Here is a 26,530-nt window from a genome sequence, read left to right on the forward strand (position 1 = left end):
ATTTCTATGTGTTTCAAAAAAAAAAATACTAACAGATTAAATAAGTAATAAAATGTATTCAGGTTCAGGGTTTAGTAGTTGGGAAATTGGAGATGTTGATGTATTTATAGATGAAAAAGGAATTCACCATTTATTTCATTTAATTATTCCAAATCACGATTATATTGCTCATGCAGTATCAAAAGACGGTCTTTCGTGGAAAAGGGTAAAAAACGCCTTATTTGTAGGCGATCCAGGAGAATGGGATGATGATATGTTATGGACTATGCATGTCAGTAAAAAATCGGAAGGTGATGGCTATGAAATGTATTATACAGGCTTAAAACGTCAAGATAAAGGAATTGAACAGAAAGTTGGCCGAGCAATTTCTGCCGATTTAATTACTTGGAAAAAGGAAAACTTATACGGACTTCCGTTTAAAAGCGAAGCACCGCATTATGAAGGAAAAAATAATAATCCGCGAGAATGGATTAGTTTTCGAGATCCTTTTAAATATCAATATAAAGGTGAAGATTATCTCTTAATATGTGCTAGAAGTGCCTCTGGGCCAATATATCGCCGAGGTTGCATTGGCGTTGCCAAGAGAGAAAAAGACGGATATGTGTTGCAAAAACCGCTTCACATTCCTTATGTTTATGATGATGTAGAATGTCCTTGCGTTTTCGAAATCAAGGGAATGCATTATCTTTTAGGATCTATTAGAGAAGATATTAAAGTCCGTTATTGGTCTGCTCCTGAATTTAAAGGCGAATATTTTGCATTTCATAATAATGTATTGCTGCCACAAGGAAATTATGCCGCACGTGTTGTAAAAGATGGAAAACACTTTTTGGTCTATAATTTTTATTTTGCTGACGGAAATGTGAACACACACCGAGTTATTCCGCCGCCAAAAGAATTAGATATTGATAAAAGCGGAAGACTTCTTTTAAAAAGCTATTATTACTGGGAAAAGCTTTATCAAAAGACCATCCTACAAAAAGATCTGCCTCATCCTTTGCCTATTTTAGGAAATCCAACTGCCGAATTTGTTTTAGAGAATGAAAATAAATGGCGCTTTGGCTGTCGAAGCGGTTACGAAATTTATGGTTTCGAAAAACCTTCAAGCGATTTTGTCTGGGAAGGAACTCTTGCTGTTGAAGGAATGGGAAAAACCGGCTTTGTAATTGAATGTGACAAAGAAGGAACAGGATATTATATTTCGATTGATTTTATGAATGGTTTTGTTCAGTTTAGAGCTTGGGGATTTAATGAAAAAGACGTGAAGAACAATTTTATCTTCGAAAATATTCAAACCAATCAATTTGAAATTGGAGAAGAGAAACAAATCTATTTTAAGATTATTCGTTACGGAAATTACTATGAACTTTCAATTAATGATATTGTCAAATTAACTTTGTTGGATTTTAAATACAACGAAGGAAAAGTTGGAATTTATGTCTGCTCGGCAGTTATCTCTATAAGCGATTCAAAAATTCATGTAATTCCAGAACCAGAAAATGAATATGCAGCTTCAGATCCGGAAAAATATAACGAAGATTATAATAGAATTATGCAGTTAGATACCCGCACAAATACCAATTAAATTTAAAATTTACGATTATGAAAACTCAAATAAAAAGAATTATTTCTGGACTACTTTTTTGTCTGGTTTTTAATTTATCACAAGCGCAGCAAAGTAATGATACTCAAAAATGTCGTTATACCAAAACAAATTATGGTTATTTAATGGTTCTTCGCGAAGGCGATAATGTTCTTTCTCAAATTGAAAATCTGGCAAAAGAACAAAAAATTCCATCAGCAAATTTTACAGGAATTGGTTTTGCCCAAGATGCTACTTTTGGTTTTTATGATTTTGGAGAAAAAAAATTTCATCCAAAAACTTTCAATAAAGTAGAAATGGGAAGTATTACTGGTTCTATTGCTTGGAGTGAAAACAAACCATCGATACACATGCACGGAGTTGCAACCGATGACAAATTTGATGCTTACGGAGGTCATATTCTTGCTCTAAAAGTTGGAACAGGTTCGATGGAAATTTATATCACCGTAAATGATGAAAAGCTGGAAAGAAAAATTGAAAAGCCTTTGAATGCGAATGTTTTACAATTACCTTGTGTGAAATAAAGATTAATGAAAATCTAATATCTACATTTAGTTTGGATTTTCTACGAGATTTAATTTAATCGTTCGGTACTTTCTATTCTTAAACAATGTTCTGCTCCCAAATATAGCGGATTTCCGTGTTTTTCTGACCAAAATCCATTTAAGACATCTTTGGTAATGCATCTATAAACTGCAACACCTTTATAAGTTTTCTTATCGTCTCCTTTGTAACTAAAATTAATTACTAAAATATTATCCTTAAAAAAGCCATGTCCTTTTTGAATCTGCGAATCGTTAATGAGCCAATGCGCTGCAATTCTATTATTTTTATCTAAGGTCAACGTTAAAATACCTTTGTACGTTATCTCGTTACTCTCATCTTGATTACTTCCAGAAATGGAATATTTACCTGCTAAATCTTGTATAGTCATTTGTTATTATAATGATTTACACCTTTGAGGCATAAATATGACACAAAATTACAGCAAAAAAAAAAATTAATAAAAACAAATAATCTATATAAGCTACGGCTCTGTATTGTTTATACTTTTCGTACTTACTATAAATTATTCAGCATTAAAAAAATTGTCTTAAGTCCCCCCTCTGGAAATTTACATTTTATTTATCATTAGGCACAGAAGCATTTTCTGCAATCAGTTTTTCATGTTTAAGTTCTTCCCAAAAAGCTTTAGGAATTGATTTCTTGAAAGAATTGGCATTTTCAAAAACCTGTTCTGCATTCCAGGCTCCCGGAATAACCGCGGAAACAACCTTAGGCGTTGCCGAAAACTGAAGCGCAGCTGTTCGAAGGTCAACGTCATGTTTTATAGATATATCAAGCAGTCTGTTTCTCTTTTCAATTACACCGTCAGGGAATGTTCCAAAATAATCGTATCGTTCAACACCTGCCAGAAAGCCAGCATTTAGCGGAGCACCTACAACAATAGAAATATTTCTTTCTTCACATACTGGAAACAACCTGTTTAATGCCTCTTCGTGCTTAATTAAGGAATATTGAGTTGCTGAAAGGAAAATATCGGGATCTGCCTGCTCAATTGCTTTCAATGCTGGTTCAAGAGTATTTACACCAAAACCCCAGGCCTTTATAATACCTTCTTCACGCATTTTGGTTAGTTCCGGAATTGCTCCTTTCATGGCTTCATCAAAGTACTTTGTCCAGTTTTCCTTCATATCTTCGTTATCTGGAGAGAGATCGTGTATATAAACAATATCCAAATACGGTAGGCCTAAGCGTTGCAAACTATCTTCGATACTTCTTCTAGTTCCTTCTGCGGAATAATCGTAACGATAAGAAAAATTAAGTTTTCCTTTCCACAAACCATTTTCTAATTTGAAATCTTTGTCTGGAGTAAGCAAACGGCCTACTTTTGTGGAAAGAGTAAATTCTTCACGTTTTTTATTTCTAAGAAAATGCCCGAAGCGGCGTTCACTAAGTCCTAAGCCATACCAAGGTGAAGTGTCAAAATAACGTACACCATTATTCCATGCCTCTGCCAATGCTTGCGTAATACTAGTATCGGGATTTTCATGAAATCCGTTTCCCGCTGCGACACCGCCCAGTCCTGATAAACTTAAGGGACGATAACGTTTGTTTTGGTTATTATTTTGTTCCATAGCAGTTTTATTTTAAAAAATTCTGAATGAACGTACAGACAGAAAAAGATTAGTGCTCATACATCCAATGAAGAATGATTTACAAATTTCTGCTAAATCTTGGTTTTTATAATATAGAATTACAATTCGAAGATTACATTATTAACAGCAATAAATACTCGTCGTATAAAAAAAAGAGACAATTCAAACATAACTGAACTAATCTTCTGTAAATTAAAGTTTTCTTAAAGCTTAACACTCTAAAAATTATTTTTAGTAACTTAAATAAATGTTATAGGACAATAATAATTATCAACTTAAAATAATAAAGATGACGGAAGATATTAAAATACTTGAAAACAGTCTTAAAGGAAAAAATGTAGTTATAACTGGAGCAAGCAGTGGTGTTGGCCGGGCTGCAGCAGAAGCATTTGCAAAAGAGGGATGTAATATTGTTGCAGTTGCTAGAGGTCAGAAAGGTATTAATGAAGTTGTTGACTATTGCCGAAGTTTAAATGTTTTGTGTGTTGGTGTAAGTGCAGACATGTCAATTGCTGAAGATGTTGAGAAAGTGGTTAAAGAAGCTCTTTCTATAAATGGTAAAATTGATATATGGGTAAACAATGCCGGAGTGATGGCCAGCGGAAAATTTGAAGAAATTCCTTTAGAAATTCATCAGCAGGTCATTAAAACCAATTTGTTCGGATACATGCATGGAGCTTATAATGTCATTAAAATTTTTAAGAATCAAGATGAAGGAATTTTAATTAATAACATATCTATTGGTGGATTTATGCCTGCGCCTTATAGCGCTGTGTATTCTGCTTCAAAATTTGGAATAAAAGGTATGATGGAATGTCTCCAAGGTGAAATATCAAACCGTTCAAATATTCACATCTGTAATCTATATCCTCAGTTACAAAATTCAACTGGAAATCTGCATTCAGCAAAATACTCGGGGTTTGATATGAAAATTCCATTTATTGCTTCTGATCCACGTAATACCGCAGCTAAAATGGTAGAACTAGCAAAACATCCTAAAAAAGATATATTTCCCGATTTTCCCGCTGCGGCAATAACAAGCCTTTATCGATTGTTTCCAAAAACTGTGATTAATACAGCATCTGCAGCCGTAAGGCTAAAAATGAAGCTTAACGACACTAAGGAAAATAATCCTGGAAATGTTTTGGAAAACTCTAAAGAACCTCTTCGAGTTCATGGAAAACTTCCGTCAAAAACTACTCATAACTTCGGTTTAGGACTGCTTGCAGGATTAGGTATGACTGCAGCTTTACTATTAGTGAGTAAAAAGCTGTAAAAATCGAGCTTGTATGTTTTCGCCAAAAAAATATTATTATAAATAACTTTCTATTTTACCAGACGAATTCCTGAAAATTGCCATTGGTGTTTTGGATGGAAAAAATTACGATATGACGAACGACTGTGACCTTGTGGAGTAGCGATTGAAGCTCCTCTTAAAACCATCTGATTGACCATAAATTTACCGTTATACTCACCAATCGCACCTGCTTCTTTCTTATACCTAGGATAAGGAAGATAGGCGCTTCCCGTCCATTCCCATCTTTCACCCCAATTAAAATGATTAGACGCTGCTTCCCATTCTTCTTCTGTAGGCAGTCTCATACCCTTCCATGCTGCAAACGCCGAAGCTTCATAAAAATTCACATGGCAGACTAGATCAAGTGGATCAATATCCTGCAATCCGCCCAGCGTATAGTGCTGCCATTTACCATCAATAGAATGCCAATAAAGTGGTGCTTTTGCCTTTTGCTGTGTAACCCAGTCCCAGCCTTCGGAATGCCAGTATTTAAAATTCTCATAACCACCCTCTTCCATAAATTGCAAATATTCTGCATTTGTTACAAGAGTTGAAGAGATTTCAAAAGCTTCTAAATACTTTTTATGTCTTCCAGACTCGTTATCAAAACTAAAACCTGTCCCGTTAAATCCTATTTCATAAATGTCCTCTGGCATCGCAATAAATGGAGATTCTTCTCTTTTTACAATAACTTCTTCCATTTCTTTATAGACAGGAAAAAGTGGATTGTGCCCTAAAATATATTTAATGTCGGTTAATAGAAGTTCTTGATGCTGCTGTTCGTGGTTCAAACCTAATTCTAAAACAGCGTAAAGCTCGTCTGAAAGATCATTATGGTGATTTAAATAAGCTTCCATCTGTTCATCGACATAGGCTCGGTATGCATATATATCGGCAACCGACGGACGGCTTAGATTACCACGGTCTGTACGCACTACTCTGGCTCCTACAGTTTCATAATAGCTGTTAAAAACAAAGTTGTACTGTGGATTGAATTCTTTATATCCTTGAAAATTCGGAATAAGAATAAAAGTCTCAAAAAACCAAGTTGTATGTCCTAAATGCCATTTGGGCGGACTCACATCTGCAATAGGCTGTACTACATAATCCTCTATTTCAAGTGGACGGCATATTGTCTCAGAATGTCTGCGTATTTTTTTGTACTGCGATAATATTAATAGCGCATCATTTTTTTGTGCTGTCTGTTCCATAATTATTGTTTTTAAACGGCTTTCCAAAACGCATCGACAAACCACTCCTTGCTATCCTTAATGCTATAAACCTGTGTAAATCCCGACTGTGCGGCCATTTTCTCGGTATCTTCAGTAGAGAATTTCTGTGAAACCTCCATATAAACTGCCTCATTTTCGGCAAAATGAAATACAGCGTCATCAATAGAAACCTTCTGATCTTCAAGACTAATTAGATAACTTCTGCACGCGCCGCTAAGAGGATCATAAGTTTCATAATGCTCAAATTTATCCACCTTAAAATCAGCTTTCAGCTCTTTATTAATACGCTCAAGCAGATTAAGGTTAAAGGAAGCTGTTACTCCTTTTGCATCATTGTATGCATTAAGAATTGTATTAGGTTCTTTTTTTAAGTCAAAGCCAATCATAACTATATCTCCTTTATTGAGATTCTTTCTCAGTTCAAAACAAAATCGATAGGCTTCTTCTAACTCCATATTCCCTATATTACTTCCTAAAAACAATATCACTTTTCTACGAGAGGAAAGTTGTGCAGCTTTGTGCAACATGTCAAAATATTCTCCTTCAAGACATAAAATATCTAGGCCTGGTATATTTTTCTTTAATTTTTCATCTAAAACCGAAAGTATATTTCCTGATATATCAATTGGCATGTATCTAAAATCTGTAAGTTCATTTTTTAGATATCGCAGCAAATGCATTGATTTTGATGCATCGCCGGCCCCCAATTCAATTAAATCAAATGGCGTTTGATCTGCATTAATACCAGCCGCTATTTCAGCAGTTTTATTTTCAAAAATATCCATTTCACAGCGAGTCAAATAATATTCAGGTAAGTTCATAATTTCCTGAAAAAGTGTGTCGCCACGTTGATCATAAAAATATTTTGACTGGAGATGTTTTGGATGCTGCCGTAAACCAGCAATTACATCCTGAAGAAAATTATTTTTATTTTGTTCTTCTGTTTCTATATTTTCTTTTATAGCTGTTTCAAATAATTTCATATGTATCGCATTTTTTTGACAGAAAATAATTCCCCATTTAATTAGAGATATTATAACTGTAACTTTTTCTTACTTAAAGGTACGTTTTATTCATGTCTGATAAGTTCTTTATTAAACAGAATCTTAACTTAAAAAAACTGCAGCAACCATCATTAGTAGCTGTGACAGACATTATATTTTACTCATCCTTAAAAATTCAATTACAATTATTTTATACCACTTAATACTTGATCCAAAAATTCTCCGTAATTTTTACTTTCTTTAATGATAAATGAAAAACCTAGAATGACTAAATTATCTTTCACAACTCCTATTAAACTGCCATTTTCTTATTTTCTAAACCAAGATGTTATTTTCCTTGCGAAAGATCTTTTGGGAAAAGTACTTTTTACTCAAATCGATGGAAAAATAACTGCTGGAATAATTGTTGAAACAGAAGCCTATTTTGGTGTACATGATAAAGCTTCTCACGCATATGGCGGACGAAGAACTGATAGAACAGAAACACTTTACAGCCAAGGCGGTATTTCTTATGTTTATCTCTGTTATGGAATTCATCACTTGTTTAATATTGTAAGTTCTGTTGAAGGCGAACCACATGCCGTTTTAATACGAGGTATCGAACCATTGATAGGAAAAGATATTATGGAAGAGAGACGGAAAATGTCTGCTTCAAAAGGCGCAATTTCGGCTGGACCTGGCTCTGCAGCAAAAGCCTTAGGAATTGATCGCTCTTTTAATAAAAAAGATTTAGGCGGCGATGAAATATGGGTTGAAGATCATGGCATCCGTTATAAAGAGGAACAAATTGCAGCATCGCCTAGAGTTGGCGTAGCTTATGGTCAAGATCATGCCTTACTCCCGTGGAGATTTTTCATTAAGGGAAATAAATATGTCAGTAAACCAAATAAAATTTAAATGCAGCTTTATTCATAATTAAAAAATCTCGTACTAACTATTACGAGATTTTGACGATTCGTGATTTTTTTATCGTGAATCTAAAATAGAATAATTTATTGCTGCAATAGTTCAGCTTCGGTGTGTAGAGCACAAACCCAGTTATTATTTTCTTTAATCCAAGTAGAAGTGCAGGCACATTTCATAGAACTTTTTTTTGTGCCATCTGCCATTCCTAATTCTATTGAATAAGCTATTATCGCCGTATTTTCAGTAAGTAACTGCGCTTCAATATCAGAAATATTCAATACTTTTATTTTATCTCCATCTCCTGACTCAAACATCTTTTTAAACTTATTTTCATTTACACTTTGCACACCATTCTTTCCAGCGATTATACAGGGAAAATGAGTAAGTTGTTTAACCGTTTCATAATCGTGATTTTCCATTCCCTGCCAATATTTTTTTTCCAGTTCAATAATTTGCTTTTCCATGACTATCTTATTATTAATTAAACAGTTATACAAAATTCAAACTAAAATCGAAATGCGTTACATTTTTAACATAGATTTAATGTGGAGTTTGATCATTCAAAGCGAGAAAATTTCAGATATGTAGATTTTAATTTACAGCAAGGTAAATTCTTTAAATGAAATGGATTTAATAAAAATATTCCACCCAATTAGTTGTATTAATTTGATTAAAAAACAATTTAAAATGTTAATTATATAAATCGAAGTTGAAATTATATAAATTTAATTGTTGCCGTAATTTTACTTTTCAGTTACCAAATTCTATACATCTAAAAATCTAATATGAAAAAAAATTACTCAAAATTTTTACTGTTTGTTAATTAACAGCATAATTAAATCCGGTTGTCCCAAAATTTAAAAATGAAGATTAGACGAATGCAAAATGCTTCTCTAACTCACCAATACTTTAACGGCTCGCACATCGAGCTTTGGTTAATGAGGCTTCCTAATTATTGCACTTTAATTTAACAGCAAACTAAAATGAATTATAAAAATATACTGCAGATAGATGACGATATTGACGACTGCGAATTTTTTATGGAAGCGCTCCAGGCAGTATCTCAAGCGGGATATACTTCTATGCATAATCCTGTAGAAGCGCTTAACAAATTGATTCTAAAAGAACTTAAACCTGATATAATATTCCTTGATTTGAATATGCCTATTATGTCTGGTTTTGAGTTTTTAATTGAAATAAAAAAGCAGGAAATTATAAAAAACATCCCAGTTATTATTTTTTCTACTTCACAGATGGAAGAGATAAAACGCAAAGCAAGAAACTATGGGGCTGATGAATATATATCCAAACCAAGTGACTTTGATGAAATGAAAAAAATTCTAGCCCATTATACAGCGTGAGAAATTTACACCTGAGATTGGTAATGTATTCATTTTCAAAAACAGCATATTTCCCGCTATTTTTATCGTTAAAGAAACTGACCATTTACGGGGCTTTATAACAGTTGGAAAATGAAATTATCAACACAAATACTTCTGGCGTTTTCGCTGATCATATTACTTTCTGTTGCAGATTCATATACGAATTACCGCTTATCTCGTAAAGTGCATCTCAACTCACAGTTTCTCTCCAAATCAGAAGATGTGATCCGTAACTCAAACAAAACCCATAGAGCTATACTGGAAATGCAAAGTGCTTTGAGGGGCTACCTGCTTACTAATGATACTACTTTTCTGCGCCCCTATTACAAGGGACTGGAGAAAGTACCACTATTCTTAAAACAACAGCATAAACTTATTGATGATAATGAAACACAGCGTCGTATTTTGGACTCAGTAGCCGTGCTTCATGATGCATGGCTTGTCTATACTGCTGAAATAATAAACGCCAGAATGGAAAACCCTGAAACTTATCAGTTACTGTTAGATTCCAAACTTCGAAAACATGTCGGTAAGAATATTAATGATTCTATAACAGCTAAATTTAAAAGATTTGACAAGTTAGAATATAAAACTCGAAAACATCATAGTGAAATGCTGTTGCATTCCCTTCATAAGACAAGAACATATTCTTTGATTTTCTTGTCCCTGACTATTTTCGCTGGAATATGCAGTACTGCTTATATTGTAATTATGATAACCAACCGCATTAATTCGATGGTGCGTCTTGCTGATACCATTTCAAAAGGTCGTTTTACCATAGTTCGGGATTCTAAAAACGACGAGCTTAGCGCCTTAGCCTCCTCTTTAAACATCATGTCCCAAAAATTAGAGAAGAATATTCAGGAACTAGAAAACAAAAATGAAGAACTTAATAAATTTGCTTATGTGGTTTCTCATGATCTAAAGGCGCCGCTGCGTGGGATTTATAATGTTATCACCTGGATTGAAGAAGACTTGTCGGAGGAAATTTCTCCTGCTCTTCGCAATTATTTAAACATCATACCTAAAAGAACTCAACGCATGGAAGCTTTGATCAACGGACTGCTCGACTATGCCCGCATCAACCAGAAATCAGCTCCCGAATTAGTTGATACAAATGCACTTGTAAATGAAATCACTCAAGCCATAGTACCGAGGGATTTTACTGTTGAATTGCGTAACCTGCCTGAAATTTTTACCGAGCGTCTTAAACTTGAACAGGTATTTTCTAATTTAATCAGCAATGCCGTTAAGTATTCAAAACCAAACGAGGGCCGTATTGAAATTGATTGCCTGACAATTTTAGATGTTTACGAATTTTCCGTAAAAGATTATGGAATTGGAATTGATCCCGAATATCACAAGAAAATATTTGAAATCTTTCAAACACTCCGAGAAAAAAATGAAATGGAAAGCACTGGTGTTGGTCTGGCAATTGTGAAAAAAATTATTGACGATCAGGGAGAAAGCATACAAGTACACTCACGATTGGGAGAAGGAACAACATTTACTTTCACTTGGAAAAATAATAAAAGAATATGAAAACACCCACCATTTTACTAATTGAAGATGATGAACTGGACACTATATCTGTAGAACGTTCATTAAAAAAGCTAGAAATCCAATACGAGCTTCATACCGCTTATAACGGACTTGAAGCGTTGCATCTTCTACGTGGTGAAACTGGTAAAGCTCTTTATCCTGATGTAATTCTTTTGGACATTAATATGCCAAGAATGAATGGAATAGAGTTTCTTAAAATCATACGTGGAGATGAAAAATTAAAAGACCTGAAAGTTTTTATAATGACTACCTCCTCTGAAAGTAATGACCGCATCAATGCAGAAAATTTAGGAATATCAGGCTATATTATAAAGCCTCTCAATTATACAGACAATACCAAAAGACCTGATTCAATGGATGCTTTTGTACAGTTTCATCTGCGTAAAATATTATTGGACGAAAGCGTTTAAAGCATTCCTTTTACACATCCCATAAACCAAAAATTTAATCAAACCAAGAACCGTCTATTATGAAAAAATCAAAACCTGTCACAAAAAAATCCAGCGGCGAAGAACTGCTTGTACTTCCCGTGGTAACTGATAAAAAAAGCGCCAAGATCAAAGATCAGTCCGAAGAATCCGTGCTAAGCGATGCCGAGTTTTTAAAAATTCTGATGAAAGTAAAAAACGGTAATTTCTCGCAGCGTTTTCCTACCGATCAGAATGGCATTAAAAGATCAATCTGCGACACTTTAAATGAAATAATTGATCTGAATGAACGAATGGTATTCGAATTTCAGAAAGTTGGAAAAAGCATTGGTAAACAAGGAAAATTAACGAATCGTGTCGTTCTAGACGGTGCACGCGGTTCGTGGAGTTCCTGCGTGGATTCTGTTAATACACTGATCTCTGATCTGGTGCATCCAACAATTGAAATTGCACACGTAATTACCTCTGTTGCAAAAGGAAATTTATCGCAGGAAATGCCTTTATCCATTGAAGGAAATCCACTTCAAGGAGAATTCCTTAGAATTGCCAAAGAGGTAAATGGGATGGTAAAACAGCTGAACCTATTCTCTATGGAGGTTACCCGTGTAGCCCGTGAGGTGGGAACTGATGGAAAACTAGGCGGACAAGCAAAAGTTCGCGGTGTGGGTGGTGTATGGAAAGATTTGACAGACTCTGTAAATAAAATGGCGAGTAACTTAACGGGTCAGGTACGTAATATTGCCGATGTAACCACTGCGGTAGCAAAAGGAGATTTATCTAAAAAAATTACCGTTGACGTAAAAGGGGAGATCTTAGAATTAAAAAATACCATTAATACCATGGTGGATCAGCTGAACTCTTTTTCTTCTGAGGTAACTCGTGTGGCGCGTGAGGTAGGAACCGAAGGAAAACTGGGCGGACAAGCACAAGTAAAAGGTGTCGGCGGAACTTGGAAAGATTTAACGGATTCCGTAAATCAGATGGCATCCAACTTAACCGGACAGGTACGTAATATTGCCGATGTAACAACGGCCGTAGCAAGAGGAGATTTATCTAAAAAAATTACAGTAGACGTAAAAGGAGAAATCCTTGAGCTTAAAGATACCATTAATACAATGGTGGATCAGCTGAACTCCTTCTCTTCTGAGGTGACGCGTGTGGCACGTGAAGTAGGTTCCGAAGGAAAACTGGGCGGTCAGGCAAAAGTACGAGGGGTCGGCGGAGTTTGGAAAGATTTGACCGATTCAGTAAATCAAATGGCATCCAACTTAACAGGTCAGGTGCGTAATATTGCCGAGGTAACAACAGCCGTGGCAAAAGGAGATTTATCTAAAAAAATTACCGTAAACGTTGAAGGAGAAATCCTGGAATTAAAAAACACCATCAATACCATGGTGGATCAGCTGAACTCATTTGGTGCCGAGGTAACTCGTGTGGCGCGTGAGGTAGGTTCTGAAGGAAAACTGGGAGGTCAGGCAAAAGTAAAAGGTGTCGGAGGAACATGGAAAGATTTAACAGATTCGGTGAACCAAATGGCATCTAACCTTACCGGACAAGTACGTAATATTGCCGAGGTAACAACGGCCGTGGCAAATGGTGACCTTTCGAAAAAAATTACGGCTGTAGCCGAAGGAGAAATCCTAGAATTGAAAAAAACCATTAATACAATGGTGGATCAGCTGAACTCCTTCTCTTCTGAGGTAACGCGTGTGGCACTTGAGGTAGGTACAGAAGGAAAACTGGGAGGTCAGGCAAAAGTAAAAGGTGTCGGCGGAACATGGAAAGATTTGACTGATTCCGTAAACCAAATGGCATCCAACTTAACCGGACAAGTACGTAATATCGCCGAGGTAACAACGGCCGTAGCAAAAGGGGATTTATCACGTCAAATTACGGTGGATACCAAAGGAGAAATCCTAGAGTTAAAAAATACAATTAATACCATGGTGGGCCAGCTGAACTCTTTCGCTTCTGAGGTAACTCGTGTGGCGCGTGAAGTTGGTACCGAAGGAAAACTGGGAGGACAAGCGCAGGTTGAAGGTGTTGGTGGAACTTGGAAAGATTTAACGGATTCGGTAAACCAAATGGCATCCAACCTTACTGGACAAGTGCGTAATATTGCCGAAGTAACAACAGCCGTAGCAAAAGGAGATTTATCGCTCCAGATTACGGTTGATGTAAAAGGAGAAATCTTAGAGTTAAAAAATACAATTAATACCATGGTGGATCAGCTTCGAGGCTTTGCTTCGGAGGTAACAAGGGTTTCTCGAGAAGTAGGAACCGAAGGAAAACTGGGAGGACAAGCCAACGTACCAGGAGTTGCTGGAACTTGGAAAGATTTAACAGATTCCGTTAACCAAATGGCAGGAAATCTTACCGCTCAGGTACGTAATATTGCCGATGTGGCAATTGCCGTGGCAAATGGAGATATGTCCAGAAAAATTACCGTTGACGTTCGTGGAGAAATTCTTCAATTAAAAGAAACCTTAAATACGATGGTGGATCAGCTTCGTGAATTTGCCTCTGAGGTAACTCGTGTGGCTCGTGAGGTAGGAACCGAAGGAAAATTGGGAGGTCAGGCGAATGTACCAGGTGTTGCCGGAACATGGAAGGATTTAACAGATTCGGTGAACCAGATGGCGGGTAACTTAACGACTCAGGTTCGTAATATCGCCGAGGTAACGATTGCAGTTGCGAATGGAGATATGTCGAAAAAGATTACGGCCGACGTTCGTGGAGAAATTCTACAATTGAAAGAAACCGTAAATACAATGGTGGATCAGCTTCGTGCCTTCGCCTCTGAGGTAACTCGTGTGGCGCGTGAGGTGGGTACCGACGGAAAACTGGGTGGACAAGCATTCGTGCCTGGTGTTGCTGGGACATGGAAAGATTTAACGGATTCGGTTAACCAGATGGCATCGAACTTAACCGGTCAGGTTCGTAATATTGCCGATGTAACCAAAGCAGTTGCAAATGGTGACCTTTCCAAACAAATTACCGTTGACGTAAAAGGAGAAATTCTAGATTTGAAAAATACCTTTAATACGATGGTAGAACAGTTAAATTCATTTGCTTCTGAAGTTACGCGTGTGGCGCGTGAGGTGGGTACCGAAGGAAAACTGGGCGGACAGTCTGAAGTAAAAGGTGTTGCGGGAACATGGAAAGATTTAACCGATTCGGTTAACGTAATGGCTTCTAACTTAACAGGTCAGGTTCGTGGAATCGCAAAAGTTGTAACATCAGTAGCAAAAGGAAATCTAAAACAAAAATTATCGATTGATGCCAAAGGTGAAGTTGCACAGTTAACCGATACCATCAACGAAATGATTGATACGCTTGCCACATTCTCAGATCAGGTAACAACAGTTGCGCGTGAGGTTGGTGCCGAAGGAAAACTGGGAGGACAAGCAAACGTACCAGGAGCTTCTGGAACGTGGAAAAACTTAACAGAAAATGTAAACCAGTTAGCGGCGAATCTAACCACTCAGGTACGTGCGATTTCTGAGGTAGCATCGGCAGTAACACAGGGAGATTTAACACGAACTATTGGTGTTGAAGCAAAAGGTGAAGTTGAGGCACTTAAAGACACTATTAATCAGATGATTTTTAATCTTAAAGCAACTACTTTACGTAATCAAGAACAAGACTGGCTGAAATCGAATTTGGCTAAGTTTACCCAAATGCTTCAGGGTCAAAAAGAATTGAATGCAGTTACTAAAAAAATCCTTTCAGAACTTGCTGCAGTGGTAACCGCTCAGCATGGTCTATTTTATATTTTAGAAGAAGGCGAAGAATTTATGGATTCTAAATTAAACCTAATTGCTTCTTACGCTTATATAAAACGAAAAAATTCCCTTACTCAATACGGTATGGGAGAAGGTCTAATTGGCCAGGTTGCAGTAGAAAAAGAAAGAATAATACTGAGCAACGTTCCGAAAGACTACATTAAAATAAATTCAGGACTTGGCGATGCCAGACCTAAAGACGTCATTATTCTTCCAGTGCTCTTTGAAGGCAGACTTAAAGCAGTTATTGAATTGGCATCACTTGATACCTTCAGCCAGATACACTTGGATTTCCTTGAAGGACTTACCGAAAGTATCGGTATTGTAATTAATACCATCGAATCTAATTCTAGAACTGAAGAACTGCTGGTACAATCCCAATCACTTGCCAGCGAGCTTAAAAGTCAGCAGGAAGTACTTAAAAATACCAACGAAGAATTAGAGGAAAAAGCAATATTATTGGCCAATCAGAAAGAAGAAGTAGAACTTAAAAACCAAGAAGTCGAGGTTGCCCGTAAAGCGCTAGAGGAAAAAGCCGATCAGCTGACGCTTACTTCAAAATACAAATCCGAGTTCTTGGCCAATATGTCTCACGAACTTCGTACTCCTTTGAACAGTTTACAGATTCTAGCTAATGAACTAATTGCGAACCGAGACGGGAATTTATCCGAAAAACAAATTCAGTTTGCGAAAACCATTAACTCTTGCGGAGATGACCTTATTCAGCTGATTAATGACATCCTGGATCTTTCTAAAATTGAGTCAGGGTATATTTCTGTGGATTACAACCCGATTAGCTTTGAGGAGATAAGCCGTTTTGTAGCTTCTACCTTCAACCCTATTTCAGAGGCCAAACATCTTAATTTTGAAATCAAAATGGATGAAAATCTTCCTGAAGTTATGGAAACTGATTCACAACGTTTAAACCAAATTCTGAAAAATCTTTTATCGAACTCTTTTAAATTCACTGAAAAAGGATCTGTTAAACTAAACATTTACAAGGCAGAACATAATTGGAAAACTAAAAGCAGCAGTCTGGATAATGCCGAAGCTGTCGTAGCTTTTGAAATATCAGATACTGGAATTGGAATCTCTAAAGAAAAACAAAATATTATTTTTGAAGCCTTTCAACAAGCAGAAGGTTCTACAAGCCGTAAGTATGGAGGAACAGGTCTTGGATTATCAATCAGTCGAGGACTTTCTGACCTACTGGGAGGAAGCATAGAACTGGAAAGTGACACCAACATTGGAAGTAAATTCACTTTATTTCTACCTTTAAAATTTGTCCATATTCCAGAAATCGAAGATATTACAGTCAATGAAGAAACAAGTGTGCTTCATGCTGGAAAGAGCCGTTTAAAATCACTTCCATCTTCGAGTTTTAAATCATCAGATACTGATCTGTATTTTGCAGACGAAATTGGTGATGACAGGACTTCTATCAAACCAGAAGACAAAGTGCTGCTGATCGCAGAGGATAATGAAACCTTTGCTAAAATTCTTCTTGAGAGAGCTCATCAGCATAATATCAAAGCCATTGTAACCACAAGAGGTAATGATGTGGTGGATTATATCAGTCACTTCCAGCCTCATGCCATTACAATGGATCTTAATATGCCCGATACCAGCGGCTGGAAAATTCTAGACAGATTAAAAACTGATTTTACCCTGCGCCACATTCCCGTATATATTATCTCGGGAGAAGATGAAAGAAACAAAGGACTCAAACGAGGTGCCAGAAACTTTCTAGTCAAACCTGTAAAAAATGATATTCTAACCTCACTTTTTAATGATATTCAGAATTTCAAAAATAATGCACAAAAAAACCTGCTTATTGTAGATGACAATCCAGCGGAACTGGACCGTATAATTAAAGCGGTACAGGGAGACGATATTTCAATTGATACTGCTTTGACAGCGAAACAGGCAGTGGAGCTTATTGAGACAAAATCTTTCGACTGTATTATACTAGATCTTGTTCTTCCTGATGCAGACGGACTAGATCTCATCAGCGATCTTGAAAACAATATCAGCGGACAGGAAACAGCAATTATTGTCCATTCAGCTGGTGATCTAAGCAAAAAACAGCGCAGTAAACTCGGCCGTTTTGCCCATAGTATTATTACCAAAAGTGCTGTTTCAATGGATGAGCTTGTGGACCAGACTGCTCTTTTCATGCATCGTGTGCATAAAGAACTGCCTGAAGATATGAAAAAGCGTATTGAAACGTTTTACTTAAAAGAAGATGTACTACTAAATAAAAAAGTACTTTTGGTAGATGACGATGTTCGAAACCTTTTTGCCCTTACTACAGCACTGGAACGATTTGGACTAGATGTTATAAGCGCCGAAAGTGGTCACGAGGCGGTTGAAATACTAAACGGAAACGAAACTATCGATATTGTACTAATGGATATCATGATGCCCGAACTTGATGGTTATGAAACTATGAAAATTATTCGCAGAAATCCTAGACATAAAGATCTGACTATTATTGCAGTCACTGCTAAAGCCATGAAAGGAGACAGACAACGATGTATTGAATCTGGAGCTTCTGACTACATTACTAAACCTGTCAATGTGGAACAGCTGTCTTCACTGATGAGAGTATGGCTAAAATAATATTTTAATATGGAAAGCCTCATGGAAAAACATCCCGTAAAAATATTAATAGTCGATGACAAGAAAGAAAACCTACTTTCTCTTCAAGTCATTCTGGCTGGTCAGGGATATGAATTTGTAGAAGCTTCTTCAGGTAAAGATGCTTTAAGAATACTCCTAAAAAACCAAGATTTTGCCATTATCCTCATGGATGTGCAGATGCCGCTTATGGACGGTTTTGAAACAGCCGAGCTCATACGCCAAAGTGATAAACTTAAGCATGTTCCTATTATCTTTCTAACAGCTAATATGGATACTTCCGACTATATTTTCAAAGGATACCAATCTGGAGCTGTAGATTATATGATTAAACCGCTTTCTTCAGAAATTCTTAAAGCCAAAGTTTTAGTTTTTACCGAATTGTATAAAAAGAATAAGGAACTGCAGCTTAAGGAAGAAGAAACAGCTGCCTTAAATCACAAAATTGTAAAAGCTAACGAAAAATTAGCTCAACAATATGCAGCTATTGAAAAATATGCGGCAGAATTAAAACAGAAGAATGCGGAACTGGATGCATTTACTCAGATTTCCAGCCATGATCTTCAGGAACCGCTGCGAAAAATCCAGACTTTTTCCAACATGATTCTTACAAAAGAATATTCGAATTTGAGCGAAGATGGAAAATCAAAATTTGACAGGATTTTATATGCAGCCAACCGCATGCGAAATCTAATTAACGATTTACTAGTATTCTCACAAGCAAGCACTACGGAGCACATTTATGAACATACAGATCTAAGCGTCATTATTGAAAATGTGAAAGAAGCTCTCTCTGAAAACATCAAGGATAAAAAAGCTGTCATTACAACTGAACTACATGGTAAGATTTATATTATCCCATTTTTATTTGTACAACTGCTGGAAAACCTAACCAATAATGCTTTAAAATTTTCACAGAAAGATATTCCTCTTACCATTGAAATTAAAAGCCGTCTGCTTTCTGGACAGGAATTAGAAAATGAAAAGTTACAGCCCGAGCAAAACTACTGTCACATTGCTTTTAAAGATAATGGGATTGGTTTTGATTCCCAGCACAGCGAGAAAATATTTGGTGTTTTTCAAAGACTGCACAGCAGAGATGATTACGATGGAACCGGAATAGGACTGGCTATTGTGAAAAAGATAGTAGACAATCATAACGGAATAATTACAGCGACGGGAAAACATATGGAAGGAGCCACTTTTCACATTTATATTCCTCAATAATTCTATCTTTCAGAGCATTTACTTTTCATTATACAAAGGATTATAATAGTGTAGATACAGCCAATATTGCAATAATGAGAATATCAAGAAATCTTTATTGGCTGTTTAAAAATAAAACCAATAAAAACGAAAAAACCCTGTTTCGATTAGAAACAGGGTTTTGAAAAAAAGGCGGCGACATACTCTCCCACAATACTGCAGTACCATCTGCGCAGGCGGGCTTAACTACTCTGTTCGGGATGGGAAGAGGTGAGCCCCGCCGCAATAACCACCTTAAGGTTTTTAGTTATGGTTTTTGGTTTATTGTTTTTTAACTCAAAACTTATAACCCAAGACTCATAACTGCCCGCGACAGGCAAATATTTTAACATACTGAGATAAAGAAAAGTAAATATATTTTAGAAAGTTTCTTCTCCCGGCCGCAGCCGGGAGAAAAGGGTGTACATAAGCTTACGGATTATTAGTACTACTCGACTATGACATTACTGCCTTTACATCTATAGCCTATCAACGTGGTCATCTTCCACGATCCTTAAAAGAAATCTCATCTTGTGGTGGGTTTCGCGCTTATATGCTTTCAGCGCTTATCCCTTCCAAACGTAGCTACTCTGCGGTGCCCCTGGCGGGACAACAGATACACTAGAGGTTTGTCCAATTCGGTCCTCTCGTACTAGAATCAGATCCACTCAAATTTCTAACGCCCGCAGTAGATAGAGACCGAACTGTCTCACGACGTTCTGAACCCAGCTCGCGTGCCACTTTAATGGGCGAACAGCCCAACCCTTGGGACCTTCTCCAGCCCCAGGATGTGACGAGCCGACATCGAGGTGCCAAACCCCCCCGTCGATATGAGCTCTTGGGGGAGATCAGCCTGTTATCCCCGGCGTACCTTTTATCCTTTGAGCGATGGCCCTTCCATGCGGAACCACCGGATCACTATGCTCTACTTTCGTACCTGATCGACCTGTATGTCTCTCAGTCAAGCTCCCTTATGCCATTGCACTCTACGCACGGTTACCAAGCGTACTGAGGGAACCTTTAGAAGCCTCCGTTACTCTTTTGGAGGCGACCACCCCAGTCAAACTACCCACCAAGCAATGTCCCCCGCTTTTGCGGGGTTAGGCCTCAGATAAACAAAGGGTTGTATTTCAACAATGACTCCAAAGCGCCTGGCGACGCCCCTTCACAGTCTCCAACCTATCCTACACATCATTTATCCAAGGTCAATACTAAGCTATAGTAAAGGTGCACAGGGTCTTTTCGTCCCACTGCGGGTAAACGGCATCTTCACCGTTACTACAATTTCACCGAGCTCATGGCTGAGACAGTGTCCAGATCGTTACACCATTCGTGCAGGTCGGAACTTACCCGACAAGGAATTTCGCTACCTTAGGACCGTTATAGTTACGGCCGCCGTTTACTGGGGCTTCAATTCAATGCTTCTCCGAAGATAACATCTCCTCTTAACCTTCCAGCACCGGGCAGGTGTCAGGCCCTATACTTCATCTTACGATTTTGCAGAGCCCTGTGTTTTTGATAAACAGTCGCCTGGACCTCTTCACTGCGGCCCCGATTGCTCGGGGCGACCTTTCTCCCGAAGTTACAGGTCTATTTTGCCTAATTCCTTAGCCATGAATCTCTCGAGCACCTTAGGATTCTCTCCTCAACTACCTGTGTCGGTTTACGGTACTGGTGCTTATTACCTGAAGTTTAGAGGTTTTTCTTGGAAGCCCTTAGGCGCACTATCTCTTTGTCCGAAGACTCCGAGTACTATCGTATTTCACCATTCTCTGCGGATTTGCCTGCAGAGAATATAGCTAGGTACTTTAACGAACTATTCCGTCAGTCCGCGGCGCTTTCATCACTCCGTCACCCCATCACAGTAATAAGCAGTACGGGAATATTAACCCGTTGGCCATCGACTGTCCCTTTCGGGTTCGCCTTAGGACCAGACTAACCCACAGCTGATTAGCATAGCTGTGGAAACCTTAGTTTTTCGGTGTGCGGGTTTCTCGCCCGCATTATCGTTACTTATGCCTACATTTTCTTTTCTGACCGGTCCAGCATACCTTACGATACACCTTCTGCCCTGTCAGAATGCTCCCCTACCACTTACAGTAAACTGTAAATCCATAGCTTCGGTAATATGCTTATGCCCGATTATTATCCATGCTCGTCCGCTCGACTAGTGAGCTGTTACGCACTCTTTAAATGAATGGCTGCTTCCAAGCCAACATCCTAGCTGTCTGGGCAGACAAACCTCGTTCTTTCAACTTAGCATATATTTGGGGACCTTAGCTGATGGTCTGGGTTCTTTCCCTCTCGGACTTGGACCTTAGCACCCAAGCCCTCACTGTTATCAATCATTATACAGCATTCGGAGTTTGTCAGGAATTGGTAGGCGGTGAAGCCCCCGCATCCAATCAGTAGCTCTACCTCTGTATAACTAAAATAACGCTGCACCTAAATGCATTTCGGGGAGTACGAGCTATTTCCGAGTTTGATTGGCCTTTCACCCCTACCCACAGGTCATCCGAAGACTTTTCAACGTCAACCGGTTCGGTCCTCCACTGTGTGTTACCACAGCTTCAACCTGCCCATGGGTAGATCACACGGTTTCGCGTCTAACACTACTGACTAAAGCGCCCTATTCAGACTCGCTTTCGCTGCGGATCCATGTCTTAAACACTTATCCTTGCCAGCAACGTTAACTCGTAGGCTCATTATGCAAAAGGCACGCCGTCACCCCACGAAAGGGCTCCGACCGCTTGTAAGCGTATGGTTTCAGGATCTATTTCACTCCGTTATTCACGGTTCTTTTCACCTTTCCCTCACGGTACTGGTTCACTATCGGTCTCTCAGGAGTATTTAGCCTTAGCGGATGGTCCCGCCAAATTCAGACAGGGTTTCACGTGCCCCGCCCTACTCAGGATACCGCTATCTATTATACTTGTTACCCGTACGGGACTGTCACCCTCTATGGTGCTCCTTTCCAGAAGCTTCCGGTTCCTTGTACATAAAATACCGCGGTCCTACAACCCCGGCACTGCCGTAACAGCACCGGTTTGGGCTAATCCGCGTTCGCTCGCCACTACTTACGGAATCACTTTTGTTTTCTTCTCCTCCGCCTACTTAGATGTTTCAGTTCAGCGGGTTTGCCCACCTATCGGTGTGCTATGCCTTCAGCATAGCGGGTTGCCCCATTCAGGTATCTGCGGATCAATCGGTGTGTGCCCGTCCCCGCAGCTTTTCGCAGCTTATCACGCCTTTCATCGCCTCTGAGAGCCTAGGCATCCCCCATACGCCCTTATTTTGCTTATTGTACCAATCCTAAAATTAATCAGGACCGTTTTTTTTTGTTTTTTACAATAAAATTGTAAAAAACGCTTTCTACTTTCTTATTATTTTCTTATCTCAATATGTCAATGAACTTTTGTCCTTTCGGACCTGTGGAGAATAACGGAGTCGAACCGTTGACCTCCTGCGTGCAAGGCAGGCGCTCTAGCCAGCTGAGCTAATCCCCCATTTTCTTAGTGATGAGTTATTAGTTATGAGTTATGAATTAGTTCTCATAAGGCCTCAACCCCTAAAATTTCCTTTTAATCAAGCTTACAGTCTTTTTTTATTCTGTCTTTTGTAATTTATAATTTACAATTAACAATCTTAAAAAAGTAGTCCCGGGCAGACTCGAACTGCCGACCCCTACATTATCAGTGTAGTACTCTAACCAGCTGAGCTACGAGACTCTGTTTTACTTAATTTTCATTTCTTTTAAATTAACAGCAAGAGTAATACAATCTCCAATTCAGATACCTGAAGAAAACCATCTTTTTTCCCCATCGTGCCATTGTGTTAAATGTTATACGTTAAGGGTTAAGCGTCAAGACGCATCACTCATAACTTCTAACTCATAACCTTCGTGCTAACAATTGAGGCTCTAGAAAGGAGGTGTTCCAGCCGCACCTTCCGGTACGGCTACCTTGTTACGACTTAGCCCTAGTTACCAGTTTTACCCTAGGCAGCTCCTTGCGGTCACCGACTTCAGGCACCCCCAGCTTCCATGGCTTGACGGGCGGTGTGTACAAGGCCCGGGAACGTATTCACCGGATCATGGCTGATATCCGATTACTAGCGATTCCAGCTTCACGGAGTCGAGTTGCAGACTCCGATCCGAACTGTGACCGGCTTTATAGATTCGCTCCTGGTCGCCCAGTGGCTGCTCTCTGTACCGGCCATTGTAGCACGTGTGTAGCCCAAGGCGTAAGGGCCGTGATGATTTGACGTCATCCCCACCTTCCTCACAGTTTGCACTGGCAGTCTTGTTAGAGTTCCCGACTTGACTCGCTGGCAACTAACAACAGGGGTTGCGCTCGTTATAGGACTTAACCTGACACCTCACGGCACGAGCTGACGACAACCATGCAGCACCTTGTAAATTGTCTTGCGAAAGTTCTGTTTCCAAAACGGTCAATCTACATTTAAGCCTTGGTAAGGTTCCTCGCGTATCATCGAATTAAACCACATGCTCCACCGCTTGTGCGGGCCCCCGTCAATTCCTTTGAGTTTCATTCTTGCGAACGTACTCCCCAGGTGGGATACTTATCACTTTCGCTTAGCCACTGAAATTGCTTCCAACAGCTAGTATCCATCGTTTACGGCGTGGACTACCAGGGTATCTAATCCTGTTCGCTACCCACGCTTTCGTCCATCAGCGTCAATCCATTAGTAGTAACCTGCCTTCGCAATTGGTATTCCATGTAATCTCTAAGCATTTCACCGCTACACTACATATTCTAGTTACTTCCTAATAATTCAAGTCCAGCAGTATCAATGGCCGTTCCACCGTTGAGCGATGGGCTTTCACCACTGACTTACAAGACCGCCTACGGACCCTTTAAACCCAATGATTCCGGATAACGCTTGGATCCTCCGTATTACCGCGGCTGCTGGCACGGAGTTAGCCGATCCTTATTCTTACGATACCGTCAGGCTGATTCACGAATCAGTGTTTCTTCTCGTACAAAAGCAGTTTACAATCCATAGGACCGTCATCCTGCACGCGGCATGGCTGGATCAGGCTTGCGCCCATTGTCCAATATTCCTCACTGCTGCCTCCCGTAGGAGTCTGGTCCGTGTCTCAGTACCAGTGTGGGGGATCTCCCTCTCAGGACCCCTACCCATCGTTGCCTTGGTAAGCCGTTACCTTACCAACCAGCTAATGGGACGCATGCTCATCTTTCACCGTTGTGACTTTAATTACATCCCGATGCCGGGTCGTAATACTATGAGGTATTAATCCAAATTTCTCTGGGCTATCCCTCTGTGAAAGGCAGATTGCATACGCGTTACGCACCCGTGCGCCGGTCTCTAAATCCGAAGACTTATACCCCTCGACTTGCATGTGTTAAGCCTGCCGCTAGCGTTCATCCTGAGCCAGGATCAAACTCTTCATCGTATATTGTAATATTATATCGCGATGATTTATCTATCGGTTCTTTTCGAATCTTACAATTCTATTACTCTTATTCTTTTGTTCTAACATCTCTGTTAAAACGGCTGTCAATTCAATATGTCTACGAACGTGTCTTCTTTATTATTCCGCCTGTGTTTCAAAGCGGGTGCAAAAGTAGGGAGTTTATCAGTATTTACAATACTTTTTAATGACTTTTTTTAAATATTTTCATATTTTTTTTCCTAAGTTTCTGATAACATTAGACTTAAGTATTTAAATTTTTAAAATTATTTAGGTAATTTTTCCTACAATATCTATTTTTAAGCAAAAGAAAATATAAAAACACTTATATTATTCAGCTCACAAATGTATTTACATACTTATGAAATATAAAAATACAATATTCACAAAAGTCAAAACCTTATGAAACTATATATATTATTAAGTTATTGCAGCAAAAATTCAATTACAGGATTTATCTGCCCTCCGGAATCTTTAATTCAAATAAGTTATAATTTAAAATCCTGCAAAATTATTACAGTAACTCATTTATTAAAAAGACATCTTTAAAGTAGTCCTTTCATTTTATGTATTCCTTTACTAATATAATGTTCACCATCTGGCAATAATGTCTGTCCTTTTGTAATCCATGAAATCCCGAAGGCTATTACAGCAATGGATTCAAAAATAAAAACAAAAGGAATCTTTTTAATTTTCCATCCCGCTATAAAATATATTCCCATAATCAGCAGAGAACCAATAATCACCCAGCCGCATATTTTATAGATAATATTACGCTTTCCTTTTTGAGTCAGGGAGCCATTAGATGATTTAATGGGATATCTTCATTTTTCTTTACAAAAAACACTAAGGACATTATAGCAAGGCAGAATAGAAAAGTTGCAGCAAAGGCAAAATGCCACCATTTTCCAGTAATAAAATCAAATACTCCTCCGCTGCCGGTATGAACACTGTCCTGACAATCCAAACAGACTTTTGCAGTTGGCACAAATGCAACACCCATTCCGCAGATTCCTGCAATAAATGTTAAAAACTGCTCTTTCCAGTTATAACCTTTATAAGTAATAAGCAATGTTCCTAAAACACACAAAACTACTACTAGTATATCACCACGATCAGTATAGAAATAGTCGCTGATAGAAGGTTCAAAACCATAAAAATCAGATGACCTTCTGGGAAATACTGATAAAATTACAGGAAGCAGTAATCCGCTGAAGCCTATAAGATTTCTTAATGTGAGGTACGAGAATACCAATTCATTATTTTGTTCCTTGGAATTATCAGATTTATTTTCTAAAGTGAGCAATTTATCAGTTTCTTCCATAATTGTAAATCTTAAGTTTATAAAATATTTTAAATTCCAACCCTTAAAAGTATTACAATCCTTTCAATTATTTATACGTCAAAATACTGATATAATTATTCCTTATTAATCTCCCGCCGAATTTAATCAATTATGGTAATATGCCAGGATTAATCCACTTAAGTAGTTCTAGCTTCTCAGATGAGTGCTATGTGGAAAATCTGCTACTTCGAGAATACCCTTAACACATTGTAAATCATTGCAATCCTATAAAAATAGGATTTTATAATATAACAGGATTTTTTTTCCTGATAGTAACTTTGGCATAAACTAAAAAAATTAAAATCATGGAAGATAATGCAAACATAGGAAAAGTGGATGATGCTCATATCGATATTTCAGAACCGCAAGAAATTCAATATTGGTCCGAAAAATTAAATGTGCCTGAAGAGGTTTTGAAAAATGCTGTCAGAGCCGCTGGAACCAGTGTAGATGATTTTACTAAACATCTCACACAAAACATCTGAT

General features: G+C 38.2%; 17 protein-coding genes, 2 tRNA genes and 3 rRNA genes. 10 read left to right on the plus strand and 12 right to left on the minus strand.

Annotated features, from left to right (window positions below; genetic code table 11):
• Positions 1–52 precede the first annotated feature (52 nt).
• On the plus strand, positions 53–1,585 hold the full coding sequence (locus QMG60_RS17020) for a glycosyl hydrolase family 32 (protein ID WP_281865754.1): 1,533 nt from the start codon (positions 53–55) through the stop codon (positions 1,583–1,585).
• 17 nt (positions 1,586–1,602) lie between these two features.
• On the plus strand, positions 1,603–2,127 hold the full coding sequence (locus QMG60_RS17025; RefSeq protein ID WP_281865755.1) for a PPC domain-containing DNA-binding protein: 525 nt from the start codon (positions 1,603–1,605) through the stop codon (positions 2,125–2,127).
• Between the two features lie 50 nt (positions 2,128–2,177).
• Here QMG60_RS17025 and QMG60_RS17030 read toward each other — a convergent pair whose 3' ends face one another.
• Entirely contained in the window at positions 2,178–2,537 is a 360-nt protein-coding gene (locus QMG60_RS17030; RefSeq protein ID WP_281865756.1) for a hypothetical protein, read from the minus strand.
• Positions 2,538–2,724: 187 nt separating this feature from the next.
• Positions 2,725–3,741, minus strand: coding sequence for an aldo/keto reductase (locus QMG60_RS17035; RefSeq protein ID WP_281865757.1), 1,017 nt, complete (start codon positions 3,739–3,741; stop codon positions 2,725–2,727).
• A 310-nt stretch (positions 3,742–4,051) separates the two neighbouring features.
• On the opposite strand from QMG60_RS17035, the gene QMG60_RS17040 reads away from it, so the two are divergent.
• Positions 4,052–5,038, plus strand: coding sequence for an SDR family NAD(P)-dependent oxidoreductase (locus QMG60_RS17040; RefSeq protein WP_281865758.1), 987 nt, complete (start codon positions 4,052–4,054; stop codon positions 5,036–5,038).
• 50 nt (positions 5,039–5,088) lie between these two features.
• Here the strand turns inward: QMG60_RS17040 and egtB are convergent, their stop codons facing one another.
• Positions 5,089–6,270 carry an ergothioneine biosynthesis protein EgtB gene (gene egtB / locus QMG60_RS17045; protein ID WP_281865759.1) on the minus strand — a complete coding sequence of 394 codons (1,182 nt, stop codon included), beginning with the start codon at positions 6,268–6,270 and terminating at the stop codon, positions 5,089–5,091.
• 11 nt (positions 6,271–6,281) lie between these two features.
• A complete protein-coding gene (gene egtD / locus QMG60_RS17050; protein ID WP_134142907.1) occupies positions 6,282–7,274 on the minus strand; it encodes an L-histidine N(alpha)-methyltransferase in 993 nt (330 codons plus the stop codon).
• Between the two features lie 285 nt (positions 7,275–7,559).
• On the opposite strand from egtD, the gene QMG60_RS17055 reads away from it, so the two are divergent.
• Positions 7,560–8,192 carry a DNA-3-methyladenine glycosylase gene (locus tag QMG60_RS17055; protein WP_281865760.1) on the plus strand — a complete coding sequence of 211 codons (633 nt, stop codon included), beginning with the start codon at positions 7,560–7,562 and terminating at the stop codon, positions 8,190–8,192.
• Positions 8,193–8,287: 95 nt separating this feature from the next.
• Here QMG60_RS17055 and QMG60_RS17060 read toward each other — a convergent pair whose 3' ends face one another.
• Positions 8,288–8,665 carry a nuclear transport factor 2 family protein gene (locus tag QMG60_RS17060; protein ID WP_281865761.1) on the minus strand — a complete coding sequence of 126 codons (378 nt, stop codon included), beginning with the start codon at positions 8,663–8,665 and terminating at the stop codon, positions 8,288–8,290.
• A 519-nt stretch (positions 8,666–9,184) separates the two neighbouring features.
• On the opposite strand from QMG60_RS17060, the gene QMG60_RS17065 reads away from it, so the two are divergent.
• From QMG60_RS17065 to QMG60_RS17085, 5 genes are all read left to right on the plus strand, one after another.
• Positions 9,185–9,562 (plus strand): response regulator, encoded by a 378-nt coding sequence (locus QMG60_RS17065; protein WP_057114997.1) that lies wholly within the window; start codon positions 9,185–9,187, stop codon positions 9,560–9,562.
• Positions 9,563–9,673: 111 nt separating this feature from the next.
• The gene (locus QMG60_RS17070; RefSeq protein ID WP_281865762.1) at positions 9,674–11,125 is read left to right on the plus strand and encodes an ATP-binding protein; all 1,452 of its coding nucleotides are present in this window, start codon (positions 9,674–9,676) and stop codon (positions 11,123–11,125) included.
• The gene (locus QMG60_RS17075) at positions 11,122–11,556 is read left to right on the plus strand and encodes a response regulator (protein WP_134142910.1); all 435 of its coding nucleotides are present in this window, start codon (positions 11,122–11,124) and stop codon (positions 11,554–11,556) included. The genes QMG60_RS17070 and QMG60_RS17075 overlap by 4 nt, the downstream gene beginning before the upstream one ends.
• Positions 11,557–11,615: 59 nt before the next feature.
• Positions 11,616–17,981: a HAMP domain-containing protein gene (locus QMG60_RS17080; protein ID WP_281865763.1), complete on the plus strand. Its 6,366-nt coding sequence runs from the start codon at positions 11,616–11,618 to the stop codon at positions 17,979–17,981.
• Between the two features lie 9 nt (positions 17,982–17,990).
• On the plus strand, positions 17,991–19,226 hold the full coding sequence (locus QMG60_RS17085) for a response regulator (protein WP_082586727.1): 1,236 nt from the start codon (positions 17,991–17,993) through the stop codon (positions 19,224–19,226).
• Positions 19,227–19,392: 166 nt separating this feature from the next.
• Here the strand turns inward: QMG60_RS17085 and rrf are convergent.
• The 7 genes from rrf to QMG60_RS17120 all read right to left on the minus strand — a co-directional run bounded on the left by rrf (position 19,393) and on the right by QMG60_RS17120 (position 26,023).
• Positions 19,393–19,502: ribosomal RNA gene (gene rrf / locus QMG60_RS17090) — 5S ribosomal RNA — on the minus strand.
• 164 nt (positions 19,503–19,666) lie between these two features.
• Positions 19,667–22,548: ribosomal RNA gene (locus QMG60_RS17095) — 23S ribosomal RNA — on the minus strand.
• Positions 22,549–22,676: 128 nt separating this feature from the next.
• Positions 22,677–22,750: transfer RNA gene (locus QMG60_RS17100), tRNA-Ala, on the minus strand.
• Positions 22,751–22,898: 148 nt separating this feature from the next.
• Positions 22,899–22,972: transfer RNA gene (locus QMG60_RS17105), tRNA-Ile, on the minus strand.
• Positions 22,973–23,167: 195 nt separating this feature from the next.
• Positions 23,168–24,681: ribosomal RNA gene (locus tag QMG60_RS17110) — 16S ribosomal RNA — on the minus strand.
• Together the 16S, 23S and 5S rRNA genes with 2 tRNA genes alongside form the textbook arrangement of a ribosomal RNA operon.
• Before the next feature lie 563 nt (positions 24,682–25,244).
• Complete coding sequence (locus QMG60_RS17115) at positions 25,245–25,421, minus strand: hypothetical protein (RefSeq protein ID WP_281865764.1); 177 nt, start codon at positions 25,419–25,421, stop codon at positions 25,245–25,247.
• A gap of 68 nt (positions 25,422–25,489) precedes the next feature.
• On the minus strand, positions 25,490–26,023 hold the full coding sequence (locus QMG60_RS17120; RefSeq protein WP_281865765.1) for a hypothetical protein: 534 nt from the start codon (positions 26,021–26,023) through the stop codon (positions 25,490–25,492).
• Positions 26,024–26,349: 326 nt separating this feature from the next.
• Between QMG60_RS17120 and QMG60_RS17125 the strand changes: the two genes are divergently transcribed.
• The gene (locus QMG60_RS17125; RefSeq protein WP_057116008.1) at positions 26,350–26,529 is read left to right on the plus strand and encodes a DUF3606 domain-containing protein; all 180 of its coding nucleotides are present in this window, start codon (positions 26,350–26,352) and stop codon (positions 26,527–26,529) included.
• The last annotated feature ends 1 nt before the right edge of the window (position 26,530 follow it).

The sequence above is a fragment of the Flavobacterium sp. GSB-24 genome, assembly GCF_027924665.1.
Classification (GTDB): domain Bacteria; phylum Bacteroidota; class Bacteroidia; order Flavobacteriales; family Flavobacteriaceae; genus Flavobacterium.

Bases quoted from the DNA above. Each gene is read 5' to 3' on its own strand.
- QMG60_RS17030 (WP_281865756.1), bottom strand. From the start codon at position 2,537: ATGACTATACAAGATTTAGCAGGTAAATATTCCATTTCTGGAAGTAAT.
- QMG60_RS17080 (WP_281865763.1), top strand. From the start codon at position 11,616: ATGAAAAAATCAAAACCTGTCACAAAAAAATCCAGCGGCGAAGAACTG.
- egtD (WP_134142907.1), bottom strand. From the start codon at position 7,274: ATGAAATTATTTGAAACAGCTATAAAAGAAAATATAGAAACAGAAGAA.
- QMG60_RS17120 (WP_281865765.1), bottom strand. From the start codon at position 26,023: ATGGAAGAAACTGATAAATTGCTCACTTTAGAAAATAAATCTGATAAT.
- QMG60_RS17035 (WP_281865757.1), bottom strand. From the start codon at position 3,741: ATGGAACAAAATAATAACCAAAACAAACGTTATCGTCCCTTAAGTTTA.
- QMG60_RS17075 (WP_134142910.1), top strand. From the start codon at position 11,122: ATGAAAACACCCACCATTTTACTAATTGAAGATGATGAACTGGACACT.
- QMG60_RS17070 (WP_281865762.1), top strand. From the start codon at position 9,674: ATGAAATTATCAACACAAATACTTCTGGCGTTTTCGCTGATCATATTA.
- QMG60_RS17025 (WP_281865755.1), top strand. From the start codon at position 1,603: ATGAAAACTCAAATAAAAAGAATTATTTCTGGACTACTTTTTTGTCTG.
- QMG60_RS17020 (WP_281865754.1), top strand. From the start codon at position 53: ATGTATTCAGGTTCAGGGTTTAGTAGTTGGGAAATTGGAGATGTTGAT.
- QMG60_RS17085 (WP_082586727.1), top strand. From the start codon at position 17,991: ATGGAAAGCCTCATGGAAAAACATCCCGTAAAAATATTAATAGTCGAT.
- QMG60_RS17065 (WP_057114997.1), top strand. From the start codon at position 9,185: ATGAATTATAAAAATATACTGCAGATAGATGACGATATTGACGACTGC.
- QMG60_RS17060 (WP_281865761.1), bottom strand. From the start codon at position 8,665: ATGGAAAAGCAAATTATTGAACTGGAAAAAAAATATTGGCAGGGAATG.
- egtB (WP_281865759.1), bottom strand. From the start codon at position 6,270: ATGGAACAGACAGCACAAAAAAATGATGCGCTATTAATATTATCGCAG.
- QMG60_RS17125 (WP_057116008.1), top strand. From the start codon at position 26,350: ATGGAAGATAATGCAAACATAGGAAAAGTGGATGATGCTCATATCGAT.
- QMG60_RS17055 (WP_281865760.1), top strand. From the start codon at position 7,560: ATGACTAAATTATCTTTCACAACTCCTATTAAACTGCCATTTTCTTAT.
- QMG60_RS17115 (WP_281865764.1), bottom strand. From the start codon at position 25,421: ATGGGAATATATTTTATAGCGGGATGGAAAATTAAAAAGATTCCTTTT.
- QMG60_RS17040 (WP_281865758.1), top strand. From the start codon at position 4,052: ATGACGGAAGATATTAAAATACTTGAAAACAGTCTTAAAGGAAAAAAT.